This is a genomic window from Streptomyces sp. NPDC029674 (assembly GCF_044903205.1).
Classification (GTDB): domain Bacteria; phylum Actinomycetota; class Actinomycetes; order Streptomycetales; family Streptomycetaceae; genus Streptomyces.
In genome coordinates, this window is the sequence record NZ_JBJDPY010000012.1 from 117,100 (window position 1) to 141,992 (window position 24,893).

The 24,893-nt window shown below is 70.7% G+C and carries 19 protein-coding genes and 1 riboswitch; of the genes, 11 read left to right on the top strand and 8 right to left on the bottom strand.

All coding sequences use genetic code 11. The features are described 5' to 3' along the window. Positions 1-76 precede the first annotated feature (76 nt). Entirely contained in the window at positions 77-1,549 is a 1,473-nt protein-coding gene (locus tag ACI2L3_RS27140) for a YibE/F family protein (RefSeq protein WP_404754998.1), read from the bottom strand. A gap of 71 nt (positions 1,550-1,620) precedes the next feature. Beyond that, positions 1,621-1,776: riboswitch (TPP riboswitch) on the top strand. Here ACI2L3_RS27140 and thiC point away from each other — a divergent pair. The 4 genes from thiC (at position 1,769) to ACI2L3_RS27160 (ending at position 6,437) form a co-directional block, all read left to right on the top strand. Continuing rightward, positions 1,769-3,577 (top strand): phosphomethylpyrimidine synthase ThiC, encoded by a 1,809-nt coding sequence (gene thiC, locus ACI2L3_RS27145; RefSeq protein ID WP_404754999.1) that lies wholly within the window; start codon positions 1,769-1,771, stop codon positions 3,575-3,577. (Overlaps the previous riboswitch by 8 nt.) 355 nt (positions 3,578-3,932) lie before the next feature. Beyond that, a complete protein-coding gene (locus ACI2L3_RS27150; protein ID WP_404755000.1) occupies positions 3,933-4,607 on the top strand; it encodes a hypothetical protein in 675 nt (224 codons plus the stop codon). 166 nt (positions 4,608-4,773) lie between these two features. After that, positions 4,774-5,412, top strand: a complete 639-nt coding sequence (locus ACI2L3_RS27155) for a hypothetical protein (RefSeq protein WP_404755001.1) — start codon at positions 4,774-4,776, stop codon at positions 5,410-5,412. Continuing rightward, positions 5,409-6,437: a hypothetical protein gene (locus tag ACI2L3_RS27160; RefSeq protein WP_404755002.1), complete on the top strand. Its 1,029-nt coding sequence runs from the start codon at positions 5,409-5,411 to the stop codon at positions 6,435-6,437. The genes ACI2L3_RS27155 and ACI2L3_RS27160 overlap by 4 nt, the downstream gene beginning before the upstream one ends. 6 nt (positions 6,438-6,443) lie before the next feature. Here the strand turns inward: ACI2L3_RS27160 and ACI2L3_RS27165 are convergent, their stop codons facing one another. From ACI2L3_RS27165 to ACI2L3_RS27175, 3 genes are all read right to left on the bottom strand, one after another. Beyond that, positions 6,444-7,337, bottom strand: coding sequence for a hypothetical protein (locus tag ACI2L3_RS27165; protein WP_404755003.1), 894 nt, complete (start codon positions 7,335-7,337; stop codon positions 6,444-6,446). 180 nt (positions 7,338-7,517) lie between these two features. Continuing rightward, complete coding sequence (locus ACI2L3_RS27170; protein WP_404755150.1) at positions 7,518-8,588, bottom strand: metallophosphoesterase; 1,071 nt, start codon at positions 8,586-8,588, stop codon at positions 7,518-7,520. 227 nt (positions 8,589-8,815) lie between these two features. After that, positions 8,816-9,937, bottom strand: a complete 1,122-nt coding sequence (locus ACI2L3_RS27175) for a LacI family DNA-binding transcriptional regulator (RefSeq protein WP_362992161.1) — start codon at positions 9,935-9,937, stop codon at positions 8,816-8,818. 395 nt (positions 9,938-10,332) lie between these two features. Between ACI2L3_RS27175 and hisC the strand changes: the two genes are divergently transcribed. Then, positions 10,333-11,415, top strand: a complete 1,083-nt coding sequence (hisC, locus tag ACI2L3_RS27180; protein WP_404755004.1) for a histidinol-phosphate transaminase — start codon at positions 10,333-10,335, stop codon at positions 11,413-11,415. Between the two features lie 13 nt (positions 11,416-11,428). Here the strand turns inward: hisC and ACI2L3_RS27185 are convergent, their stop codons facing one another. Then, entirely contained in the window at positions 11,429-11,797 is a 369-nt protein-coding gene (locus ACI2L3_RS27185) for a cyclophilin-like fold protein (RefSeq protein ID WP_404755005.1), read from the bottom strand. 241 nt (positions 11,798-12,038) lie between these two features. On the opposite strand from ACI2L3_RS27185, the gene ACI2L3_RS27190 reads away from it, so the two are divergent. From ACI2L3_RS27190 to ACI2L3_RS27210, 5 genes are all read left to right on the top strand, one after another. Continuing rightward, on the top strand, positions 12,039-13,580 hold the full coding sequence (locus ACI2L3_RS27190; protein WP_404755006.1) for a cytochrome ubiquinol oxidase subunit I: 1,542 nt from the start codon (positions 12,039-12,041) through the stop codon (positions 13,578-13,580). Positions 13,581-13,599: 19 nt separating this feature from the next. Further along, entirely contained in the window at positions 13,600-14,604 is a 1,005-nt protein-coding gene (cydB, locus tag ACI2L3_RS27195) for a cytochrome d ubiquinol oxidase subunit II (RefSeq protein WP_404755007.1), read from the top strand. 73 nt (positions 14,605-14,677) lie between these two features. Next, positions 14,678-18,208 (top strand): thiol reductant ABC exporter subunit CydD, encoded by a 3,531-nt coding sequence (cydD, locus tag ACI2L3_RS27200; protein ID WP_404755008.1) that lies wholly within the window; start codon positions 14,678-14,680, stop codon positions 18,206-18,208. Between the two features lie 43 nt (positions 18,209-18,251). Further along, a complete protein-coding gene (locus tag ACI2L3_RS27205; protein WP_404755009.1) occupies positions 18,252-19,988 on the top strand; it encodes a GAF domain-containing sensor histidine kinase in 1,737 nt (578 codons plus the stop codon). Positions 19,989-20,136: 148 nt separating this feature from the next. After that, positions 20,137-21,231 carry a murein hydrolase activator EnvC family protein gene (locus ACI2L3_RS27210; protein ID WP_404755010.1) on the top strand — a complete coding sequence of 365 codons (1,095 nt, stop codon included), beginning with the start codon at positions 20,137-20,139 and terminating at the stop codon, positions 21,229-21,231. Here ACI2L3_RS27210 and ACI2L3_RS27215 read toward each other — a convergent pair. After that, the gene (locus tag ACI2L3_RS27215; RefSeq protein WP_404755011.1) at positions 21,228-22,136 is read right to left on the bottom strand and encodes a Cof-type HAD-IIB family hydrolase; all 909 of its coding nucleotides are present in this window, start codon (positions 22,134-22,136) and stop codon (positions 21,228-21,230) included. The two genes, ACI2L3_RS27210 and ACI2L3_RS27215, sit on opposite strands and share 4 nt — an antisense overlap. A gap of 140 nt (positions 22,137-22,276) precedes the next feature. Between ACI2L3_RS27215 and ACI2L3_RS27220 the strand changes: the two genes are divergently transcribed. Next, positions 22,277-23,188 carry an LLM class flavin-dependent oxidoreductase gene (locus ACI2L3_RS27220; protein ID WP_404755012.1) on the top strand — a complete coding sequence of 304 codons (912 nt, stop codon included), beginning with the start codon at positions 22,277-22,279 and terminating at the stop codon, positions 23,186-23,188. 19 nt (positions 23,189-23,207) lie between these two features. Here ACI2L3_RS27220 and ACI2L3_RS27225 read toward each other — a convergent pair whose 3' ends face one another. Both ACI2L3_RS27225 and ACI2L3_RS27230 read right to left on the bottom strand, forming a co-directional pair. Further along, entirely contained in the window at positions 23,208-23,777 is a 570-nt protein-coding gene (locus ACI2L3_RS27225) for an RNA 2'-phosphotransferase (protein ID WP_404755013.1), read from the bottom strand. Positions 23,778-23,918: 141 nt separating this feature from the next. After that, a complete protein-coding gene (locus tag ACI2L3_RS27230; RefSeq protein ID WP_404755014.1) occupies positions 23,919-24,851 on the bottom strand; it encodes a MerR family transcriptional regulator in 933 nt (310 codons plus the stop codon). Between the last annotated feature and the right edge of the window lie 42 nt (positions 24,852-24,893).

Consider the following 24,893-nt stretch of genomic DNA (forward strand, 5'->3'; position numbering starts at 1 on the left):
CCCCCCACCCATCGTCGTCCTGTCCCGCTGCCGTCCCACCCGTCGGTGCTCTCGCCTGCCGCCGTCCCACCCGCCGTCACCGTTTGCGGCGGCGGCCCTTCCCCCCGCGGGAAGGCCGGGCCCCGCTCGCGCCTCCACGCCCGTCGGCGGTGGCGGGGATGCCGACGGAGCCCGTGCCGTGCCCCGACGTGCGGTCGGCCGAGACGACCAGGGCGGCCAGGGCGGTCGTCACCGGCACGGAGGCGACGAGGCCGATCGAGCCGATCAGGGTGCGCACGATTTCCTCGGCGACCAACTCGCTGTTGGCCACCGTGCCCACACTGGACTGAGCGATCGAGAAGAGCAGGAGCAGGGGCAGCGCGGCGCCCGCGTAGGCGAGGACGAGGGTGTTGACGACCGAGGCGATGTGGTCGCGGCCGATGCGGATGCCCGCGCGGTACAGGCCGCGCCAGCCCATCGTCGGGTTGGCCTGGTGCAGTTCCCAGACCGCGGAGGTCTGGGTGACCGTGACGTCGTCGAGTACGCCGAGCGAGCCGATGATGACGCCCGCGAGGAGCAGGCCGCTCATGTCGATGGACGGATACAGGCCATGAATGAGGCCGGTGTTGTCGTCCGTGTTGCCGGTGAGTGCGGCCCAGCCGATGAAGAGGGAGCCGAGCAGCCCGATCAGCAGGAGGGAGATGAGCGTGCCGAGTACCGCGACCGAGGTGCGGGCCGTGAGGCCGTGGCAGAGGTAGAGCGCGATCAGCATGATGGCGCTGGCCCCGATCACCGCCACGACCAGCGGGTTCGAGCCCTGAAGGATCGCGGGCAGGATGAAGAACGTGAGCACCATGAAGCTGATGGCGAGCGCGACCAGGGCCATCACGCCGCGCAGCCGTCCCACCACGACGACGGCGAGCGCGAAGATGCCGGCGAGCAGCGCCATGGGGATCTTGCGGTTCACATCGGTGACCGAGTACTGCAGTCCTTCGGGTGCCTTGGGTTCGTAGGCGACCACCACCTCCTGGCCTTGGCGCAGTTGGCGGGGCGAGTCCGGTTGGATGATCTCGGTGAAGGTACGGCCCGTGTCCTTGCCGCTGCTCACCTCGATCGTCGCCTTCTTGCAGGTTCCCGTGGCGCGGGACTGCGCGGACTGGCCCTCGGGGGTGGAGGTGTCGCCGGTCGGTGGCGGCTGGGAGGGGCTGAGCTCCTTGCAGGGCAGCTCCTGCACCTTCGTCACCTTCGCGGACTGGGTCTGTCGGTCGAAACCGACGCCGGTCCGCTCGTGCGAGGGCGTGCCGCCGGGCCACAGCACCATGAGCCCCACGACGACCGCGGCGGCGAAGGGGATCAGGACCGCGGCGATGACCTTGCGCAGATGCTTGGAGACGGGCGCGGCCGGACCGTGGCTGTGGGAATGCCCATGCCCATGTCCGTGCCCGGACCCATTTCCGTGCCCGGACCCGTCTCCGGGCCCGTGCCCTGACCCATGTCCATGCCCCTCCGGAGGCGGCCCGGAGGCGGGCGGCTGTGGGGGCGGCGGGGGCGGCGGTTCTGTGGTGGTCACTGACCGATCATCGCAAGAACGGCGGGGGCCCTCTGTTCAGCGCGGCCGACATGACGCTAGCGTGGAGCCACCTTTGCAATCGCGGGAGCTCGGAGCACCGGGCTGAGAGGGCGCTGACCTCCGTACGAAACGGCACGAAGAGTGCACGAAACGTACGGGATTCGCTGCGTCGACCGCCGAACCTGTTACCGGGTAATGCCGGCGTAGGGAGTAGGTCTCATGACCACATCGGACGCACGCACGCCTGCCTCCAGCAGCGACGAGCACTCTGAGAGTGCAGTCGCGGCTGACGGGGCCGGGAAGTCCATCGGCTGGCACAAGGCGTATGTCGAGGGTTCGCGCCCCGACCTGCGCGTGCCGGTCCGCCAGGTGCACCTCACCAACGGCAAGGCCGTCACCCTGTACGACACTTCGGGCCCGTACACCGACCCGTCGGCCGAGACCGACGTCCGCCGCGGACTGCCGCCGCTGCGGGAGAACTGGATCATCGCCCGCGGCGACACCGAGGAGTACGTGGGCCGTCCGCCGCGTCCCGAGGACGACGGCATCAAGCACACCTCGCCCCGCGGCGGGCTCAAGAACCTCGACGCGGTCTTCCCCGGCCGTCCCCGCCAGCCGCGCCGCGGCCGCCAGGGCCAGGCGGTGACGCAGCTCGCGTACGCCCGGCGCGGCGAGATCACGCCCGAGATGGAGTTCATCGGGATCCGCGAGAACATGGATCCCGAGATCGTGCGGGAAGAGGTCGCCGCGGGCCGCGCGGTGATCCCCGCCAACGTGAACCACCCGGAGATCGAGCCGATGATCATCGGCAAGAAGTTCCTGGTGAAGGTGAACGCCAACATCGGCAACTCCGCGGTCACTTCCTCCATCGAGGAGGAGGTGGACAAGATGACCTGGGCGACCCAGTGGGGCGCCGACACGGTCATGGACCTCTCCACCGGCCGCAACATCCACACGACCCGCGAGTGGGTCCTGCGCAACTCCCCCGTGCCGATCGGCACCGTGCCGCTCTACCAGGCCCTGGAGAAGGTCGACGGCAAGGCCGAGGAGCTGTCCTGGGAGATCTACAAGGACACGGTCATCGAGCAGGCCGAGCAGGGCGTGGACTACATGACGGTGCACGCCGGCGTGCGGCTTCCGTACGTTCCGCTCACCGCACGCCGCAAGACCGGCATCGTCTCGCGCGGCGGTTCGATCATGGCCGCCTGGTGCCTCGCGCACCACAAGGAGAGCTTCCTCTACGAGCACTTCGAGGAGCTCTGCGAGATCCTCGCGGCGTACGACGTGACGTACTCGCTCGGCGACGGCCTGCGGCCCGGTTCGATCGCGGACGCCAATGACGAGGCGCAGTTCGCCGAGTTGCGGACCCTCGGGGAACTCAACACGATCGCCAAGCGTCACAACGTACAGACGATGATCGAGGGCCCCGGGCACGTCCCGATGCACAAGATCAAGGAGAACATCGACCTTCAGCAGGAGATCTGCGAGGAGGCGCCGTTCTACACGCTCGGCCCGCTGACCACTGACATCGCGCCCGCCTACGACCACATCACCTCCGGCATCGGCGCCGCGATGATCGGCTGGTGGGGGACGGCGATGCTCTGTTACGTCACGCCGAAGGAGCACCTGGGCCTGCCCAACCGCGACGACGTGAAGACCGGCGTCATCACGTACAAGATCGCGGCGCACGCGGCGGACCTCGCCAAGGGGCACCCGGGCGCGCAGGACTGGGACGACGCCCTCTCGGACGCGCGCTTCGAGTTCCGCTGGGAGGACCAGTTCAACCTGGCCCTCGACCCGGTCACGGCACGGGAGTACCACGACGAGACGCTGCCGGCCGAGCCCGCGAAGACGGCGCACTTCTGCTCGATGTGCGGGCCGAAGTTCTGCTCGATGAAGATCTCCCAGGACATCCGGCGTCAGCACGGCGGTGACCTGGACTCGGACGACATCGCGGCGGGCATGGAGCAGAAGTCCAAGGAGTTCGCGGCGGCGGGCAACCGCGTCTATCTGCCGATCGCGGACTGACCTCGGCGCACGGGCTGAGTTCTTGGTGAGGGCCCGCGTCTGGTGGGCCCGGGCCCCGCTACTTCGCCCCGGGTTCGGGGCCCGGGCCCCGGCTACTGTGCTCGGGTCCGGGGCCAGGGCCCCGCCAGGCTTCGGTCGGCCCTGCCCCACGCCGTAACGGAACAGCCAAGATCGCGCACGGCCCGGTCCAGGTCCCTGCCCTGCCTGACAGGGGCGACCCGCGTGGCGCACCTTCTCCCTGGGCCCCTCCACACGTCCGCCCTGATCGTGGAGGGGGACGGCGAGTCGGCCGTACCCCGGCGACGCGGTCGACTCGTTCGATGTCTCCCGTACCGCCCTCGACGAACAACCGGAAGTGCACCTGCGGTTACGGCCGACCGACTACTACACGTTTCTCGCGGCTCAGCAGCTCGACCGTCGGCTGGCCGACGGGACGACTCCGCGGTCCCGCTACCTGGACCCGGACAGTCCGCTGCGGGCGCCCGCGTTTCTGCAGTGCAGTTTCGCCACCAACGTCGCGGTGGTGACGGCCGACGACATGCTGGTCGTGAGCCAGCGCAGTGAGCGGGTCCGTATGGCGCCGGGCGTCTGGAACTCCTCTGTGAACGAGGGCATGTCACGGCACATCGACTCGTCCGGACGGAGCGCCCCCGACCTGCACGCCGTCGCGCGACGCGGCATGCGGGAGGAGCTCTCCATCGAGCCGAACGAGTACTCGCTCGAACTGCTCGCCTTTGTCCTGGACATCGACAAACGCCACTGGAGCGCCCACTTCTACGCCAGGCTGAAGGATCTGACTCGCGAAGGGCTGCAGGCGCGGATGAGCCGCGGAGTCGCGGACAGGTGGGAGCACCAGACCATCGACTGCGTGCCGTTCCGCCCGGCGGCAGTGGTCAAGTACATGTTGCGTGCCGACCGGATCCACCGGTGGGCTCCCCTCGCGCCGGCGCTCTTCCATCTCGCGTTGGTGCACGTCTACAGCCGTACGACGGTCGAAAGGGCGGAGGCGCGAATCGTTCGGCGTATGTAGCGGCAGACGTCCGCCGGGGTGAGTGGGCGGGTCACGCCCGGACCGTAGACGGGCGTGTCCGCACGGTGCCATTCTCCTGGGACCACACAGTTCGGGACATAGGTGCCATTGGTGGTGCGATATGGCGACGTCTCTTCGGATGCCTCGGCCGGCCGTTCTCCTGCTCATGAGCGTCCTGTGTCTGCCCGCCCTCGCCTGCGGGGGTCATGACGATGACGGCGGGAGCGGTGGGTCGAGTACGTCCGGTGGCGGGGTCGCCGCCTCCGGAGGGGGCATCATCGGAGGCTCCACTTCGGACGGCTCCACCTCGGACGGGTCGGCTTCGGACGGGGCGGCTTCGGAGGGCTCGACCTCGGACGGCGACACGGCGGGCGGCGGCGGGGACGACGGTGGCGGAAAAGTGCCGACCTCGCCGCTGCACATTCCGGCCATCAACTACAAGGGACGACCCTTCGACGCCGTCACCGACTTCGGCAGGCAGACCTGGGAGTTGATCCAGAACGACGTCCGCACCGCCTGCGAGGACGGCACCGTCTGCCTTCGCCTCGAACGGGTGTACAGCACCGATCTGCCCGCCTCCGAGACCGAGACCGTCGAGGAGTGCGGCTTCGTGAAGATCGCCCCGGTCGCGGGCACGCAGGTCGACCGCGACTCACCCCTGACGATCATCGGCCTCGGGCCCTGCCTGGGCGGGACGCCGGGCGGCGGTTCTCCGCCCGAGAGCCCGCCGCCCGGGAGCCCGTCGCCCGAGAGTCCGTCGCCCGCCGGGTCACCGCCCGTGAGCCCGTCGACCAGCACTCCATGACCGCACAGGAACCGTCCGAAGCCCCGCTCGGAATCCAGCAATTGTGGACGATCGTGGGCACGATCATCGCCCCCACCAGCATGATCACCGCGCTGCTCTACTACTTCGGCTGGCACCACGCGTACTGGTTCTTCGACTACTACGGCGTGAACTCCACCGTCCTCGGCTTCGGCACGACCGACTACCTGATGCGCAGCCTGGACGCGCTCTATGTGCCGCTGACGGTCACGGCGGGCGCCGCGCTGCTCGTGCTCTGGGGCCACGAACTGCTGCGCGGACGCCTCACGGCCGGCGCGGAACTCCGGGTGGTGCGCCGTGCGTTGCCCTTCATGGCGGGCATCGGCGCGCTGCTCACGCTCGGCGGCTTCTGGTCCGTGCTCTCCCGGGCCTTCTTCCTGCGCGACTTCCTGGTGGCGGCGCCGCTGAGCCTGTCGTTCGGCGTACTGCTCCTCGCGTACACGCTCCATCTCTGGCGTGCGCTCCCCGACCGGGCGCCGGACGAGGGCACGCCCACGCCCGAGGACGAGGACACGGACGAGGACACGAACGAGGACCCCGACAGCGGCACAGGCGGCACCCCGGACCCTCCAGAACCCCCGCCATCCCCGCCGAGCACGCCCCGCCCCGCCGCGGCCGCTCTCGCCGAGTGGGGCGTCGTTCTCGTGCTCGTGGGGCTCGGCCTCTTCTGGGCGGCCAATGACTACGCGGCCGCCGTCGGCGAGACCCGGGCCCGCGAGTTCGCCGCGGGCCTGCCCGGCTATCCGTACGCGGTCGTCTACAGCGCGGACAGCCTCAGCCTCACGGCACCGGGGGTGCGCGAGACCCGCTGCCGTGACTCCAAGGCCGCCTACCGCTTCCGGTACGACGGGCTCAAGCTCATGCTGCAGTCCGGAGGGCAGTACGTCCTCGTGCCCGAGCGCTGGTCCCGGGCCGACGGCGTCGCCGTACTGCTTCCCCGGTCCTCCTCCGTACGCCTCGAGTTCGCGCCGCCGCTCGCCGACAGCGGCGCGTCGAGGCCGTGCTGATTCCCGTTACTCCGGCTTGTGGTCGGGCCCGCCGAAATCCGGGCTGGAGAAGTCGGGGCTGGAGAAGCTCGGACGGGGCCCCGCGGTAGGACCGCCGTCCGGGCTGCTGAACCCCGGCCGGTTGTATCCGAGCTGGGGCATGCGGCCGTTCGCCCCGGTGGCCCCTGCGTTCGTCGACGGTGTGCGGGCTGCGGCAGCCCCGCCCGGTTCCGTCAGGGCCTCCCGCAGGAACGGCACGACGCCCCGCTCGAGGAGCGCCCGGCCCCAGGCTTCCCTGGCGCGGGACAACTCCTCGTGCTGTTCGCCGTGGAGTCCTGCCTGCAGCGAGGTGGATCCGTTGCGCAGGGCGGTCAGGAGCAGACCGACCGCTGCGACCAGGATGCCCCCCGCGGTGAGCGCGCCGAACAGCCATCCCGCGGTGAGCAGGGTGTCCGCGAAGGCGGGCTCGGGGTTGAGCATCTTCAGGATGTAGCCGACGAGCAGGAATATCGCGGCGGCCGCCCCGGCGAGGACGGGTGCGAGGACCGCGACGACGGCGATCGCCCCGGCTCCCGCTGCCGCTGGTTCGGCGACCTCGCCCATCGTGGTGGCGAGGCTGACGCCGCCGGAGCCCGACTCCGCGGCGCTCTGTCCATTCCCTTCGCGGATCGACGTGGACGACGGTCGAGGTTCGCGCAACTCCTCGCGAACCTTCACGTAGTGCGCGTACTCGGCCGCGGCCGCGGCCGTGATCAGTGCTGTCGCGTTCAGGGCCATGGTGCGCAGTTGTTCCGTGTTGAGCCGCTGGCCCACTGCGGCGAGTTCCGGACGGTCAGGTGCGGTGCGCAGCGCCTCATCGAGGATCCGCTCGTACTCGGGGCGGTCCTCATTGAGCAGGTGTGGAGCGCTGTTCATGTGCATCCCCCGATGCTCCGTAGGGCTGAGGCTCGCATGGCTGCGAGCCGTTGGGCAGAAACGGAGGGGAGCCTGCTACGGATAAGCCGATGGTAGAGCCGTGACGGCACGCGGTGACAGGGGGTTTCCGGAAATTGCCCCCCTGGCCAGCGTGATCGTGTAGAGGAGCGCCTGCCCGGAGAACGCTCAGACAGCCAGGGGAAGTTGCTGGACCAGCAGCTTTCCGGCCATGGTCACTCCGCCGTCCATGGCGATGGCCAGCCCGTCGGCGTAGACGTGCGGGCCCTCGATGACCGGGCCGCCGCCGTCCGACTCGTCCTCGGAGCCGACGTCACCCAGGAGGTAGGGGATGGGGCTGTGGCCGTGGACGATGCGCGTGCCGCCGTACATGTCGAGGAGTTCGCGTACGGCCGAGGGGCCCGACTCGTCGCGGAAGGCGAAGCGCTTGGTGAACTTGCGGAAGAGGTCCCAGCATTCGTCGGCGTCGTTGCGCGTGAGGGTCTCCCGGATGGTGTCGTTCACCGCCTCGATCGAGTCACCGTAATCCAGATAGGCGGTTGTGTCGGAGTGCACGAGCAGGTGGCCGTCGGCCTCCTCCATCGCGTCGAGGCGGGCCATCCACTGCAGGTGGTGGTCCTCCAGGCGCTCCATGTCGGTCTTCTGCCCGCCGTTCAGGAGCCAGGCGGCCTGGAAGGTGGCGGTGCCCGCGCCGGAGTTCACGGGGGTGTCGCCGAAGCGCTTGGCGCCGAGCAGGAGCAGCTCGTGGTTGCCCATGAGCGCCTTGCAGTAGCCGCCGGCGGCGGCGGCCTCGGCGGAAAGACGCATCACGAGGTCGATGACGCCGATGCCGTCGGGCCCGCGGTCGGTGAAGTCACCGAGGAACCACAGACGCGCGTTGCCCGCGGACCAGTTGCCCTCGGCGTCGACGAGGCCCTGCTCCTGGAGGGCCGCGACGAGCTCGTCCAGATAGCCGTGCACATCGCCGACGACGAACAGCGGGCCGTGCTCGTCGCTCGCCCGCGGCTGCGGGGGCTCCGGCATGACCTGTACCTGGACGGTGTCACCGCGGTTGATGACCGGCAGGTCCCGCTGGGTCGGGGTGTAGCCCCCGTCCGGCACCTCGGCCGGATTTCCCGGGCCGCCCACGGCGGGGCCGGTCGTCTCATGGATGTACGCGGGTACGCGGAAGTCGCGCAGCGTCGCCGTCCGCACATCGGGTCCCTGACCGGCCCCCTGAGTCATCGACCCCTCCACCACCATTGCGCCGCATCTGCACCGAGATCGGACTGCTTGGTCGCTGCGGCCCGCGGTGTCGTCCGCCCATCATAGGAATGCGGCTCCCGCTGTGTGGTGCACCAGGGGTGGTGAATCGGTGCCGGACCCTCGTTCATTGCGGATTTCTCCCGAATTGGGCAGAGGTTTCCCCGCTGGTGGCGGGGTGGAAACCGTCCTCTGCCCAGGTCCGCGTGCGCGGGCGGGAGCGATCAGCCGGAGCCGGACGAGCGTGGCGGGCTGACCGTCGTGCGGGGCGGACGTCGCTCGGACGAGGTGCGCACGATCAGTTCGGTCGGTATCACCTGCTCGACGGGCCGGCCCGTGTCGAGGCCCTCGATCGCGTCGATGAGGAGCTGTACGACGGCCGTGCCGATGCGGCGCGGTTTGAGGGAGAGCGTGGTGATGGGCGGTTCCGTGGTGGCGTACACCGTGGACTCGCTGCAGCAGACGAGCAGCAGGTCGTCGGGGACGCGCAGGCCGTACCGCCGGGCGGCGGCGAGCAGGTCGGTGCCGTTGGGGTCGAAGAGGCCGTACACGGCGTCGGGCCGGTCGGGCCGGGCGAGCAGCCGGTCGGCGGCGACGGCGCCCGCGCACGGGTCGTGGGCGGGATAGGACTCGTAGACCGGATCCTGCCCGACACGCTCGCACCAGCGCAGGTACGCGGTCGTGGACAGGTGGGTGTACGTGTCCGTGGTGGTGCCGGTGAGGAGGCCGATCCGGCGGGCGCCGGCGGCCGCGAGGTGATCGAGGATCTCCAGGACCGCGGCCTCGTGGTCGTTGTCCACCCAGGCGGTGACCGGCAGCGATCCCGCCGGGCGCCCGTCGGAGACGACCGGCAGGCCCTGCCGGACCAGCTCGCTGACCACCGGGTCGTGGTCGGAGGGGTCGACGACGACGGTGCCGTCGAGCGCGACGTTCGACCACACGTCGACGGGGCTGCGGCGCGAGGTGGCGGGCAGGATCACCAGGGCGTAGCCCCGGGCGAGCGCGGCCGATGTGGCGGCTCTGGCCATCTCGGCGAAGTAGGCGAATTCGGTGAAGGTGAAAGGTTCATCCCCGTATGTCGTCACGGTCAGGCCGATGAGGCCGGACTTGCCGGTACGGAGGGTTCGGGCCGCCGCGGACGGGCGATAGCCCAGCCGCTCTGCGACCTCGCGGACGTGGCGTCGGGTGGCGTCGGGGAGCCGACCCTTGCCGTTGAGGGCGTCGGAGACAGTCGTGATGGAGACACCGGCGGCGGCGGCGACGTCTCTGATCCCCGCTCGACTCTGCCGGTTGCCCCGGCGCGCGGTCTCCGCTCGGCTCACCTGGTGCTTCCCTGCTGCTGTCATGGCGAGCCGATAGTAGGGCTCATGGGGGTGGGTAGCAGGGGCGCATATGCACGCGTTGACAGGCACGTTTCTGCATGGCGCAGGGCCGCCAAATGCCTTGGAAAGCAAGGGGGTTGGGCGGCTCGACGGACAGCTGTACCTGATCGTCGCGCGCGGGCCTGGCGAATGGAACAGGTCTCGAAGAGGTCTCAACTCACCTTCACGGGGGATGCGCGCCACGGAGCGAGCTACCGGCGCGAAGCGAAGTGCGGGGCGCTCCCCCCGCTCCGCGCGCCGGTGCGGGACGGGACCGGGACGGGCGTACGCCGATGCCGGAAGGCCATTCGCAGCGGCGCCGAATCCTCATAAGGTGAGCAGTATTCGAACTGGTGTGACTGGCTACGAGGAGGACTGCGGTGAGCGAGACGAACCCGAGGCTGCGCGCCGAGCTGGAGGGGATCCCCACCTACAAGCCCGGCAAGCCCGCGGCGGCGGCCGACGGTCCCGCGGCCTACAAGCTGTCCTCGAACGAGAACCCCTACCCGCCGCTCCCCGGCGTCATGGAGAGCGCGCTCGCCGCCGCCGGGTCCTTCAACCGCTACCCGGACATGGCGTGCACGGCCCTGATGAGCGAGCTGGCCGACCGCTTCGGGGTGCCCGCCTCGCACATCGCCACCGGCACCGGTTCCGTCGGCGTCGCGCAGCAGCTGCTGCAGTCCACGTCGGGCCCGGGTGACGAGGTCATCTACGCGTGGCGGTCCTTCGAGGCGTACCCGATCATCACGCAGGTCAGCGGCGCCACGTCGGTGCGGGTGCCGTTGACCGACGGCGAGGTGCACGACCTCGACGCGATGGCCGACGCCATCACCGACCGCACCCGCCTCATCTTTGTCTGCAACCCCAACAACCCCACCGGCACCGTGGTGCGCAGGGCCGAGCTGGAGCGTTTCCTCGACCGGGTGCCGGGCGATGTCCTGGTCGTGCTCGACGAGGCGTACCGCGAGTTCATCCGGGACCCCGAGGTGCCGGACGGCATCGAGATCTACCGTGACCGCCCGAACGTCTGCGTGCTCCGCACGTTCTCCAAGGCGTACGGCCTGGCGGGCCTGCGCGTCGGTTTCGCGGTCGCCCACGAGCCGGTGGCCGCGGCGCTGCGCAAGACGGCGGTGCCCTTCGGCGTGAGCCAGCTCGCGCAGGACGCGGCGGTGGCGTCGCTGCGCGCCGAGGACGAGCTGATGGGCCGGGTGGGCGCGCTGGTCGCCGAGCGCACGCGCGTGGTCGAGGCGCTGCGCGGGCAGGGCTGGACGGTGCCCGAGACGCAGGCGAACTTCGTGTGGCTGCGGCTCGGCGACCGTACGGCGGACTTCGCGGCGGCGTGCGAGAAGGCCGGCGTGGTCGTGCGGCCGTTCGCGGGTGAGGGGATGCGGGCCACGATCGGCGAGACCGAGGCCAACGACATCTTCCTGCAGGCGGCGGAGGCGTTCCGCAAGGAGCTGTGAGGCTCCGGAGCCGTCAGGCGAGTTCGACGCGGATGGGGTCTCCGGAGCGGACGGTGGCCAGCAGGCGCGGGTCGCCGTCGAGCCGGCCCACGAGGTTGCACGGGCTCGCGAGGCGGCACTCGTCGCCCCGCGAGATCGGTGTCGGCCCGTAGGGGAGCGCGAGGGCGTCGCCGTCGGTCCAGAAGGCGACCGTGCCCGGTTCGACGACCTGCTGGGCGCCGGGCTCGCGCTCAACGCCGACGCCCGTGTCGAAGTAGACCTCTTCGCCCCAGGTGTTGGCGGTGGTGGAGAGCGGCAGGACCTTGCCGAGCGCGTGGCTGGTCGGGGTCTCGTCAAGGGTCGCGGTGAGGTGGCCGGCGGGCCACGAGATCCGTATCTGCATGGCGCGGATTCAACAATATGTTGAAGTTCTTGGGAAGGCCTCGGAAGGCCTCGGGTGTCGCCCGGGGCCTTCTTCCGTGTTCCCGCGAGTAAGGGGACCCCCCTTTGGGGTTCCGACCACCAGTACGACATAATGCTTGTGAATGTGAACGCGTTCACAAGCGTGCCCCGGTTCGTCCCGAGATCAGAGGGACAAAAGGGATGACTGGTCGCTGTGGGCACGGCGAGTAAGGAGAGACGCAGTGGACCTGGCTCTGGCGCCGGAAACTCTGGCGCGATGGCAGTTCGGCATCACGACCGTCTACCACTTCCTGTTCGTCCCCCTGACGATCTCCCTCGCCGCCCTCACGGCGATCCTCGAGACGGCATGGGTGCGGACGGGCAAGGAGCACTACCTCAGGGCGACCAAGTTCTGGGGAAAGCTGTTCCTGATCAACATCGCGATGGGTGTCGTCACCGGCATCGTCCAGGAGTTCCAGTTCGGCATGAACTGGTCCGACTACTCGCGCTTCGTCGGTGACGTCTTCGGGGCGCCGCTCGCCTTCGAGGCGCTGATCGCCTTCTTCTTCGAGTCGACCTTCATCGGCCTGTGGATCTTCGGCTGGGACAAGCTGCCGAAGAAGCTGCACTGCGCGACGATCTGGATCGTCTCCATCGGCACCGTCCTGTCGGCGTACTTCATCATGGCCGCCAACGCCTTCATGCAGCACCCGGTCGGTTACAAGATCGTGGAGCGGGACGGCACCAAGCGCGCGGAGCTCACCGACTTCGCGAAGGTGCTCTTCCAGGAGACGGCGCTCGTCAACTTCTTCCACGTCATCTCGGCGGCCGTCCTGGTCGGCGGCGCCTTCATGACCGGCATCGCCATCGTCCACCTCCGTAAGAAGCAGCACATCCGCACCATGCGGATGTCGATGCGGCTCGGCCTGGTCACCGCGTTCGTCGGCACACTGCTCACCGTCGTCAGCGCCGACACCCTCGGCAAGGTCATGTACGAGCAGCAGCCGATGAAGATGTCGGCCGCCGAGGCGCTGTGGGAGACCGAGAAGCCGGCGCCCTTCTCGCTCTTCGCGTACGGAGATGTCGCCGAGGGGCACAACAAGGTCGCCATCGAGGTTCCCGGCGTCCTGTCCTTCCTCGCCAAGAACAACTTCAGCGCCGAGATACCCGGCATCAACGACCTCAACAAGCAGGCGCAGGACAAGTTCGGGCCCGGTGACTACCGGCCCAACATCCCCACCGCCTACTGGTCGTACCGCTGGATGATCGGCTTCGGCGGGGTCTCGATGGCGCTGTGCAGCGCGGGCCTCTGGCTGACGCGGAAGAAGTTCTGGCTCGCTCCGGAGCACCGCACCGGCGCGGACGAAATACCCAAGCTGATGCTCACCAAGAACAAGGAGCTCTCGCCGAAGCTCGGCACGTGGTGGTGGCGGCTCTCGCAGTGGACGCTGATCTTCCCCCTCATCGGCACCGCCTGGGGCTGGATCTTCACCGAGACGGGCCGACAGCCCTGGGTGGTCTACGGAGTCCTCCGCACGAGGGACGCGGTTTCGCCAGGGGTCTCCCAGGGCGAGGTGCTCACCTCGCTGATCGGCTTCACGCTGATCTACGCGATCCTCGCCGTGATCGAGGTGAAGCTGCTGCTCAAGTACGTCAGGTCGGGTCCGCCCGAGCTGACCGAAGCGGACCTGAATCCGCCCACCAAGATCAGCGGACCCGGGTCGGGCAAGAACGGCTCGGACTCCGACTCCGATGCCGACCGGCCCATGGCCTTCTCTTACTGAAGGAAGGAGCGACGAGGACATGGAACTTCACGACGTCTGGTTCGTACTGATCGCGGTCCTGTGGATCGGCTACTTCTTCCTGGAGGGCTTCGACTTCGGCATCGGTGTCCTGACCAAGCTTCTCGCCCGCGACCGGGTCGAGAAGCGGGTCCTCATCAACACCATCGGCCCTGTCTGGGACGGCAACGAGGTGTGGCTGCTCACCGCGGGCGGTGCGACCTTCGCCGCCTTCCCCGAGTGGTACGCGACGCTCTTCTCCGGCTTCTACCTGCCGCTGCTGCTCATCCTGATCTGCCTCATCGTCCGCGGTGTCGCCTTCGAGTACCGCGCCAAGCGGCCCGAGGAGCGCTGGCAGACCAACTGGGAGCACGCGATCTTCTGGACCTCGCTGATCCCGGCGTTCATGTGGGGCGTCGCCTTCGGCAACATCGTGCGCGGCGTGAAGATCGACGCCCACAAGGAGTACGTGGGCGGCTTCTTCGACCTGCTCAACCCGTACGCGCTCCTCGGCGGTCTGGTCACCCTGACGCTCTTCACCTTCCACGGCGCGGTGTTCACCTCGCTCAAGACGGTGGGTGACATCCGGGTGCGGGCCCGCAGGGCGGCACTCGGTCTGGGGCTCGTCACGGCCGTGCTCTCGCTCGGCTTCCTGCTCTGGACGCAGGCCGACAACGGCGACGGCAAGAGCCTGGTCGCGATGGCCGTGGCCGTGGTCGCCCTCGTCGGCGCCATCGTGGCCATCAAGATCGGGCGCGAGGGCTGGTCGTTCGCGCTCTCCGGCGCCACGATCGCGGCGGCCGTCGCGATGCTCTTCCTGACGCTCTTCCCGAACGTCATGCCGTCGTCGCTGAACGAGGAGTGGAGCCTCACGGTCACCAACGCCTCGTCGAGCCCGTACACCCTGAAGATCATGACCTGGTGCGCGGGGATCGCGACGCCTGTCGTGCTGCTCTACCAGTCGTGGACGTACTGGGTGTTCCGCAAGCGGATCGGTACGCAGCACATCGCGGATGCCGCGCACTGAGCTGTTTCGACCTGCCGCGCACTGAGCCCGTTTCGACCTGCCGGCCACCTGCTCTTCGGAGGGTGTGTTTCACGTGAAACCGATCGACCCGCGCCTGCTTCGGTACGCCCGCGCCACTCGCTTCTTCCTCGTCGCGGTCGTGGTTCTGGGACTGGCCGGGGCGGGCCTGGTCGTCGGCCAGGCGATGCTCATCGCCGAGATCGTGGTGGGCGCCTTCCAGGACGGTCACTCCGTAGGCGAACTGGGCACTCCGCTGGTGCTGCTCGCCGTGGTCGCGGCGGGGCGCGGTCTCGTCTCCTGGCTGACCGAGCTCGCCGCGCACCGGGCGAGCGCGGCGGTCAAGTCCGAATTGCGGGGGCGGTTGCTTGAGCGGGCGGGCGCGCTCGGGCCCGGGTGGCTCGGCGGGCAGCGCACCGGTTCGCTGATCTCTCTGGCGACCCGTGGCGTCGACGCGCTCGACGACTACTTCTCGCGCTACCTCCCGCAGTTGGGGCTCGCGGTGGTGGTGCCGGTGGCGGTGCTGGCCCGCATCGTCACCGAGGACTGGGTGTCGGCGGCGATCATCGTCGTGACGCTTCCCCTGATCCCGGTCTTCATGATCCTGATCGGCTGGGCCACGCAGAACCGCATGGACCGTCAATGGCGGCTCCTCTCCCGGCTCTCGGGCCACTTCCTCGACGTGGTGGCGGGCCTTCCGACCCTGAAGGTGTTCGGCCGCGCCAAGGCGCAGGCCGAGTCGATCCGCAAGATCACCGGCGAGTACCGGCAGGCCACGATGCGGACGCTCCGCGTCGCCTTCCTGTCGTCGTTCGCCCTCGAGCTGCTCGCGACGATCTCGGTCGCACTGGTCGCGGTGACCATCGGCATGCGGCTGGTCCACGGCGAGATGGAGCTGTACGACGGTCTCGTCGTCCTCGTCCTCGCGCCCGAGGCCTACCTTCCGCTGCGTCAGGTCGGCGCGCAGTACCACGCGGCGGCGGAGGGGCTCTCGGCCGCCGAGGAGATCTTCGAGGTCCTGGAGACCCCGGTGCCGGCCGCCGGGGCCGGGGCGGCGCCTTCGGGCGTCCTGAGCGTGGAAGGCGTGACGGTCCGGTATCCGGGGCGGGCGTCGGACGCCGTCTCCGGGGCGTCCTTCGAGGTGGCGCCCGGGGAGACCGTGGCGCTCGTCGGGCCCAGCGGGTCGGGCAAGTCGACGCTGCTGAACGTGGTGCTCGGATTCGTCCCGCCCACCGAGGGGCGGGTGTGTGTCGGGGGTGTCGACCTGGCGGACGTCTCGCCCGAGCGCTGGCGCGAGCGGATCGCGTGGGTGCCGCAGCGGCCGCACCTCTTCGCCGGGACCGTCGCGGAGAACGTACGGCTCGCGCGGCCGGATGCGGACGACGTGCGGCTGCGGGAGGCGCTGCGGGAGGCGGGCGCCCTGGAGTTCGTGGACGCGCTGCCCGCCGGGGCGGAGACCCTGCTGGGGGAGGACGGCGCCGGACTCTCCGCCGGGCAGCGGCAACGTCTCGCGCTGGCGCGGGCGTTCCTCGCCGACCGGCCCGTGGTGCTGCTCGACGAGCCGACGGCGGCGCTGGACGGCGGCACCGAGGCGGAGGTGGTCGAGGCGGTCCGCCGGCTGGCCGTCGGGCGGACCGTGCTGCTGGTGGTGCATCGGCCGGCGCTGCTGGCTGTCGCCGACCGGGTCGTACGGCTGGACGCCGCTGCCGCGACGTCCGCGCACCCGGGGGCGCGCCCGTCCGCGCGGTCCGGCGGTACGGGAGACCACCACGGTGACCAGGTGGTCGCCCAGGCCGAGAGCGAGGCCGGGGCCGGGAGTGAGGTCGAGGTCGGGGCCGAGGCCGTCCGTCCGCAGGGCCGGGTGCTGGCCCGCGTCCGGGACGCCGCGCAGGCCCGGCGGGGGCAGTTGGCCTTGGCGCTGCTCCTGGGCAGTCTCGCGCTCGCCAGTGCCGTCGGCCTCATGGCCACGTCCGGGTGGCTGATCTCGCGGGCCTCGGAGCAGCCCCCGGTGATGTACCTGATGATCGCCGTGACGGCGACCCGCGCCTTCGGCATCGGCCGCGCCGTCTTCCGGTACGCCGAGCGCCTCGTGTCGCACGACGCCGTGCTGCGGATGCTCGCCGACACGCGGGTCGCTGTCTACCGGCGCCTGGAGCGGCTCTCCCCTGCCGGACTGCGCGGGGCCCGGCGCGGCGACCTCCTCTCCCGGCTGGTCGCCGACGTCGACGCCCTCCAGGACTACTGGCTGCGCTGGCTGCCCCCCGCGTCCGCCGCGGCCGTCGTCGGCGCGGGCGCCGTGGGCTTCACCGCCTGGCTGCTGCCCGAGGCGGGTGCGGTGCTCGCCGCGGGACTGCTCGCGGCGGGTGTCGGCGTGCCGCTGGTGAGCGGCGCCGTGGCCCGTCGCGCGGAGCGGAAGCTGGCTCCCGCGCGCGGGGAGCTCGCCACGCGCGTGGCCGATCTGCTCAGCGGGACCGCCGAGTTGACCGTCGCCGGTGCGCTGAAGCGTCGTACGGACAAGGCCGCGGAGGCCGACGCGGAGCTGACCCGGATCGCCTCCAGGGGCGCCACAGCCACCGCGCTCGGCGACGGCCTCGGCGCCCTCGTCACCGGGCTCACCGTGGCCGCCGCCGCGCTTGTCGGCGTACAGGGGGTCCACGACGGGCGGCTCAGCGGTGTGGCCCTCGCCGCGGTCGTGCTCACGCCGCTCGCCGCCTTCGAGGCGGTCATGGGGCTGCCGCTCGCCGTGCAGTACCGCCAGCGGGTCAGGAAGAGCGCCGAGCGGGTCTACGAAGTCCTCGACGCGCCCGTGGCCGTCCCGGAGCCCGCCGTGCCCGCAGAGGCCCCGCGTACGCCTTTCCCGCTGCGTGTCGAAGGGCTGCGCGCCCGCTACGAAGGGCAGTCCGTCGACGCGTCCGCGCTGGTGGACGTCGGCCTGACGCTGGAGCGCGGGCGGCGGATCGCCGTGGTCGGCCCGTCCGGGTCCGGCAAGACGACGCTCGCGCAGGTGCTGCTGCGGTTCCTCGGAACGTACGAGGGGACGTACACGCTGGGCGGCACGGACGCGGCCGCGCTCGACGGCGACACCGTGCGCCGCATGGTCGGGCTGTGCGCCCAGGACGCCCACATCTTCGACAGCTCGGTGCGCGAGAACCTGCTGCTCGCCAAGAAGGACGCCACCGACGCGGACCTGCGCGACGCCCTGGAGCGCGCGCGGCTCGACGGCTGGGTCGACTCGCTGCCCGACGGGCTCGACACGCTCGTCGGGGAGCACGGAGCACGCCTCTCCGGAGGACAGCGGCAGCGCCTCGCGCTGGCCCGCGCGCTGCTCGCCGACTTCCCCGTCCTCGTACTCGACGAGCCCGCCGAACACCTCGACCTGCCGACCGCCGACGCCCTGACCGCCGACCTGCTGGCCGCGACCGAGGGGCGCACGACGCTGCTCATCACGCACCGGCTGGCCGGACTCGACGCCGTGGACGAGGTACTCGTGCTGGACGCCGGACGGGTGGCGCAGCGCGGCACGTACGCGGAGCTCGCGGCGGAGGAGGGGCCGCTGCGGCGGATGCTGGAGGTGGAACGGGCGGCGGATCTGCTGGTGGCGGGGTGACCTCGACTTTCCCCTGCAAATAGGACTTACTAGGCTCAAAGGCATGTCAGCACCCTCGGCGTCCGCCGACGCCCCGTTCCCCGACGGCACACCTGACTCGGTGCAGGCGGCGGCGCGGGCGGGCCGCACCCTCCAAGGGTTCTCGCCCGAGCTGACGTCCCGGGTGCCGCAACTGCTCGAAGCCATGCGGTCGGTCGGCACCGGACTCGAACTGCACACCACTCTGGACCGCATCTGCGAGACCGCCGCCGAGCTCGCGGACGCCCGCTACGCCGCGATCGGAGTCGTCGCCGAAGACGGCGAAGGGCTCTCCGACTTTGTCTACCACGGCATCGACGAGGAGACCGCCCAGCGGATCGGGCACCTGCCCGACGGCCACAAAGGACTGCTGGGTGCCCTCATCCACCAGCCGCGGACGCTGCGCCTGGCCGACCTCTCCGTAGACCCGCGCTCCTGCGGATTCCCGGCCCACCACCCGCCGATGCGGACCTTCCTCGGCGTCCCCATCCGCGTGCAGGGCGAGATCTTCGGCAACCTCTATCTGACGGAGAAGCGGGACGGGGCCGAGTTCAACGACTACGACGTGCACATGGTCCGCGTACTCGCGACGGAGGCCGGCATCGCCATCGGGAACGCACGCCTCTACGAAGCCGCCAAGCAGCGCGAGCGCTGGATCGACGGCTCCGTGGCGGTCACCACCGCCCTGCTGGCGGGCAGCGACGCGGAGGAGGCGCTCGCGGTCGTCGCGGAGCAGGCCAGGCACCTCGCGGACTCCGCCGCGGGCATCGTGCTCCTGCCGGACGAGGAGGGCGGCATGGAGGTCGTCGCGGTCTCCTCGGACGAGCCCACCGGGGCGCTCGGCGTGACCGTCCCTCCGGAGAGCCGCATCGTCGCCGACCTCCTTGAAGGAGAGTCCGTGTTCATCGACGACGCGGCGAGCGACCCGCGCGTGATGACCGAGATCGCCCGTGCCTACGGCCCCGTCATGATGCTGCCGCTGCAGAGCGACGGCCGCGTCCTGGGGACGCTGGTGACGCCCCGCGCGCGTGGAGCACGTCCTTTCAGCGAGGCCGAGCGGACCCTCGCCACCCAGTTCGCCTCACAGGCTGCCCTCGCGCTGATGATGGCGGAGGCCCAGCGGGACCGGGAGCGGCTCGCGGTGTACGAGGACCGCGACCGGATCGCCAGGGACCTGCACGACCTGGTCATCCAGCGCCTGTTCGCCACCGGGATGATGCTGGAGAGCGCCCAGCGCAGGTCGGTCGTCCCCGAGGTGCAGGTCGGTGTCGGCAGGGCGGTCGACGAGCTGGACGTGACGATCCAGGAGATCCGCACGGCGATCTTCGCACTCCAGCAAGGGCCCGCCGAAGCCCCGTCGGGGCTGCGCACCCGCGTCCTGCGCGAGATCAACATGGCCGCCGTCCCTCTGGGCTTCAAGCCCTCGCACCACTTCGTGGGGGCCATCGACACGGTGGTCGGCGAACTGACCGGAAAGAACCTCATCGCGGCGCTGCGGGAGGCGCTGTCCAACGCGTACCGGCACGCGCAGGCCGCCCGCATCGATGTCGTGGTCGACTCGACCGTGATCCTCCCTGACGGGCAGCACGGCGTACGCCTGACCGTCGCCGACGACGGCGTGGGCATCCCGGAGGGCGGTCGGCGCAGCGGCCTGAAGAACCTCAAGCGGCGTGCGGAGTCGCTCGGCGGCGACAGCTGGTACGGACCCGGGATCGGCGAGGACGAGGGCGGTACGACGGTGGTGTGGGAGGCACCGTACTGACCGTGCGGGAAGGGCGCCGCCGGCCTCCTGTCCGGCGGCGGAGGGGGCCTGTTCGGCGGTATACGTCTGGTCCGTACGGGGCACCGCACCCCCCAGGTGCAGGAGTTGCACAGAGCTGGCGCCGCCGCGGCGGGCAACGATCCGTGACATGCGTCCGAGCCGCCGCCATCCGCGCCCCTTCCTCTGCGTGCCGGTGCTGCTGTGCGCGCTGCTCGGGCCCGCGCCTCCCGCCACGTCCTCCGAGGGACCGAGCACGAGCGCCGAAGTGGCACGGCTCTACGAAGAGGCCTCCGCCGCGACCGCCCGCTACGAAGAGGGCCGTCGAGCAGCCGGCATCCAGAAGGCGAGAGTTCGGAAACTGAACCGACTCCTGATGAAGGAGCGGCGGCACGTGTCGGTGCTGCACGAGGACCTGGGCAGGATGGCCAGCGCCCAGTACCGCACCGGCGGAGGCCTCCCCTACTCCGCGCAGCTGCTCCTGGCCGACAGTCCCGACGCCGTCATGCGCGGCAGGCAGGCACTGTGGCAGGCGGACCTGGCCGTCAACAGCGCCGTCACCAAGACCCGGCGGGCGGTGGCCGGACTCGCCGTCGCCAAGGAGAGGGCGGACCGCGCCAAGCACCTGCTGAGCCGGCGCACCGCACGCCTTGCGGCACTGAAGCGCCGCATCGAGCGGAAGCTGGAGACGGCGCAGTGGACCTTGCAGGGTGAGGCCGACCGCTCGGTCGCGGCGGGGAAGTGCCGCGGTGCCGTCCGTCTGGAGCAGCAGGAGCAGCGGGAGCAGCGGGACAAGCGGGAGGAGCGGAGAAGGCCCGTCACGCGCGCGTGGGTGACGCCCGTGAAGACGTACGAACTCTCGGCGGGATTCGACAGTGCCGGCGAGCGCTGGGCCGGCCGGCACACCGGGCAGGACTTCGCGGTCGACATCGGAGCACCCGTGCGGTCGGTGGGCGCGGGCCGGGTGGAGAGCGTGTCGTGCGGCGGGAGCTTCGGCATCCAGGTCCTGGTGCGGCACGAGGGCGGGTACTTCACGCAGTACGCGCACCTCGCGGCCGTCACCGTCGACCAGGGGGAGCGGGTGCGCACCGGCCAGTGGATCGGGCAGGCCGGCACGACCGGCAACTCCACCGGACCGCATCTGCACTTCGAGACGCGCCTCACGCCCCACCTGGGATCGGGCGTCGACCCGCGGAAGTGGCTGGCCGAGCGGGGCGTCAGGCTCAAGCGATCCGCCGGACTCTAGCGGTCAGCCAGGATCTGCTCGATCACGACCGCGACGCCGTCGTCGTTGTTGGCGACCGTGCGTCCGGAGGCCGCGGCGATGACGTCCGGGTGGGCGTTGCCCATCGCGTACGACGTACCCGCCCAGGCGAGCATCTCGATGTCGTTCGGCATGTCTCCGAAGGCGACGACTTCCGCCGGGGTGATGCCGCGCTCGGCACAGCACAGCTCCAGGGTGCTGGCCTTGGAGACACCGGGGCCGCTGATCTCCAGGAGCGCGCTGGGACTGGACCGGGTGACCGTCGCCCGGTCGCCGACGGCCGCGCGGGCGAGCACCAGGAACTCGTCGGGAGCGAGGCCGGGATGGAAGGCGAGGACCTTCAGGACGGGCTGCTCGGCGACGGCGGAGTCCGCCAGGGTCTCGGCCAGCAGCTTCTCGGCGGGCGCGACGCTCTCGCCCGGCTCCATGTGCAGCGGCGGGTACGTCTCCTCGTGGTGGAGTCCCCCGGTCCGCTCGATGGCGAACGACGTGCCGGGCGCTGCGGCGCGCAGTCTGCGGACGACGTCGAGGGCGCGCTCCCGCGCCAGCTCGCGGATCTTGACGAAGCTGTGGGTGCCGGGGCCGCCGTGCAGGTCGACCACCGCGGCGCCGTTGCCGCAGATGGCGAGGCCGTGACCGTGGACGTGGGCGCTGACGACGTCCATCCAGCGGGCCGGGCGGCCGGTCACGAAGAAGACCTCGATGCCCGCCTCCTCGGCGGCCGCGAGCGCGGCGACCGTACGGTCCGAAACCGTCTTGTCGTCGCGCAGCAGGGTGCCGTCCAGATCCGTCGCGATCAGGCGGGGCCGTGGTCGCGGCGCGGGCGGGCCGCTGGCTGCCGGTGCGGTGGAGGCCGGGATCCGGGGCCCTGGGGTAGCTGAGGTCACGCCGCCGATTGTCCCGCATATGCGTGCACGGCCGTGCGCTGGGGCGCACATTTGAGTGGTACTCGCGGTGGAGCCCGTGCGGTGGAGCGTCCGCTCACGCGCGCGGCCCGCCCCGTCCGCCTCGCCGTAAGCTCTGAGGCATGAGTCTGCGCCTGAGCACCGTGATTCTTCCCGTACGCCGCTGGCAGGAGGGCGGTCGCGACCAGTGGCGGCGCGCGGAGGAACTGGGCTTCCACACCGCGTACACGTACGACCACCTGGCCTGGCGCACCTTCCGTGACGGTCCGTGGTTCGGCGCGGTGCCCACGCTGACGGCCGCCGCGACGGCCACCGAGCGGCTGCGCCTGGGCACGCTCGTCACGTCGCCCAACTTCCGGCACCCGGTGACCCTCGCCAAGGAGCTCATCTCGCTCGACGACATCTCCGGCGGCCGCATCACCCTCGGCATCGGCGCGGGCGGCAACGGCTTCGATGCCACGACGCTGCTGAAGAGCGACGAGGAGCCGTGGACGCCGCGCGAGCGCGCCGACAGGTTCGGGGAGTTCGTGCCGCTCCTCGACCGGCTGCTGACCGAGGACTCGGTGACGTACGAGGGGACCTTCTACTCGGCGCTGGAGGCCCGCAACATCCCCGGCTGCGCGCAGCGGCCGAGGCTGCCCTTCGCCGTCGCGGCCACCGGCCCGCGCGGTCTGAAGCTCGCGGCCCGGCACGGGCAGGCGTGGGTGACCACGGGGGACCCGAAGCTCTTCGAGTCGGGAACGCCCGAGCAGTCCCGCGAGGCGATCCGGAACCAGGTCGACAAGCTCGGCAAGGCCTGCGCGGACATCGGCCGGGACGTGGCCGAGCTGGACAAGATCCTGCTGACCGGCTTCACCCCGGACCGCGGCCGCCCGCTGGAATCCCTCGACGCCTTCGTGGACTTCGCCGGCCGCCACCAGGAGCTGGGCTTCACCGAGCTCGCGATCCACTGGCCGATCCCCGGCTCCGACTTCGCCGCGGACCAGGCCGTCTTCGAGCAGATCGCCACCGAGGCCGTACGCCAGCTGAGCTGACCGCCTCCGCGCGGCCTGCTCAGCGCCGGCCGGGGAAGCGCAGAAAGCCGGGCGGGACGGCGGACGTGAGCCAGACGCCGTTGGCGCTGACCTGGAAGACGTGACCGTCGCGGTGCATCGCGCCCGCGTCGACGGAGAGGACGACGGGGCGGCCGCGGCGCGCGCCGACGCGCGTCGCCGTCTCGCGGTCGCGTGACAGATGCACGGCATGCCGGTTCATGGGGCGCAGCCCTTCGGCGCGGATCGCGTCCAGGTGGGCGGCCACGGTGCCGTGGTAGAGGTACGCGGGCGGGGTCGCCGGCGGCAGCGCGAGGTCGACGTCGACGGAGTGGCCCTGGCTGGCGCGGATCCGGCCGTCCTCGACGGCGAAGCGCTGCTTGTCGTTGACGGCCACCACGTGGTCGAGCTCGGCCCGGGTGATGGGGAAGCGGTGGGCGGCGGCCGCGGCGAGGAGCGTGTCGATCTCCACCCAGCCGTTCGCGTCGAGGACGAGTCCTATCCGGTCGGGGCTGTGGCGCAGGTGCTTCGACAGGTACTTGGACACCTTCACGGTGCGCTGTTCGCCCGCTGCGGGTGGTCTTTCTTTCATGCCTCCAGCGTCTCGGTGATCACTTCTCCGCGCACTTGATTTTTGTCCACCAGCTTTTCATCGACGGATTTACACCCGAAGGTTTGATCCACAGCCAAGTCGGGTTATCCACAGGCCAGTTGACTTTTCTGTGGACAACTCCTAGGCGACAGGCGGCATTTGCCCAACTTGCCCACCTTGCAACGGGCTTGCGGTAAGAGCGTCCAATGTCCTTGCCTGCACTTCCCTTTCAGCGGCCGCCGCAATGAACGCCGCCGCGTTCTCCACGCCAACCAGGGCCCGAACAGCCAGCATTGTGGTCCCGGGCATCGCCACGTACTCCGTCTCGTCCGCTCGCCGCGGTGGCTCGCCCGCTTCGAGGTGCTGGCGAAGGTGCCGGGTGGCGAACAGGCGCATCGCTCGCGCCAGTTCGGCGTCGACCGACTGCTGCGCGAGCGGTCTGAGTCTGCGTACGAGGGCCGCTGCCTCGGCGGCGTCCGCCTCGGTCGGCGGTTGCTGTCCGAGATAGCGGGCGAACACGTGCTCCGTCGTGAACTCCAGGAAACGGGAGGCTATGTGCTCGACCTGCCCCCGCAACTCCCGCAAATGGCCCGAAATCGCGGACAGCGGCACGCCCGCCGCGTGCAATTCCACCGCTACGGCGAGCTCTTGAGGACTGGGTACCAGGAACTCGTCCTCCCGCCCCGGCATCGGTTCGAGCACGCCGAGGGCGACCGCGTCCGCCACCGCCGCCTCGTCCGAAGTGCCGCCGAAGGCCGCGTCGAGCTCCGCGCGGGTGATCCGGTCGGCCTTCTCGTCCGTCCACGGGCCGTCGACCTCCGCGGCGAGACCAAGGACCCCGCCGAGCCCTCTGCCCGCGTCCCAGGCCTCCAGGAGCTCCTTGATGGAGGCCAGGGTGTATCCGCGGTCGAGCAGGTCCGCGATCTGCCGCAGCCGTGCCAGATGCGCGTCCCCGTACACGTTGGACCGGCCGCGCCGCTCCGGGCGGGGCAGCAGCCCCCGGTCCTGATAGGCGCGGATCGTGCGGACGGTCGCGCCGCTGTGGTGCGCCAGGTCCTCGATGCGGTACTCCACGCTGCCCGTCCTCCGTGATGACTCTTGCCAGGGCGGTGCAGA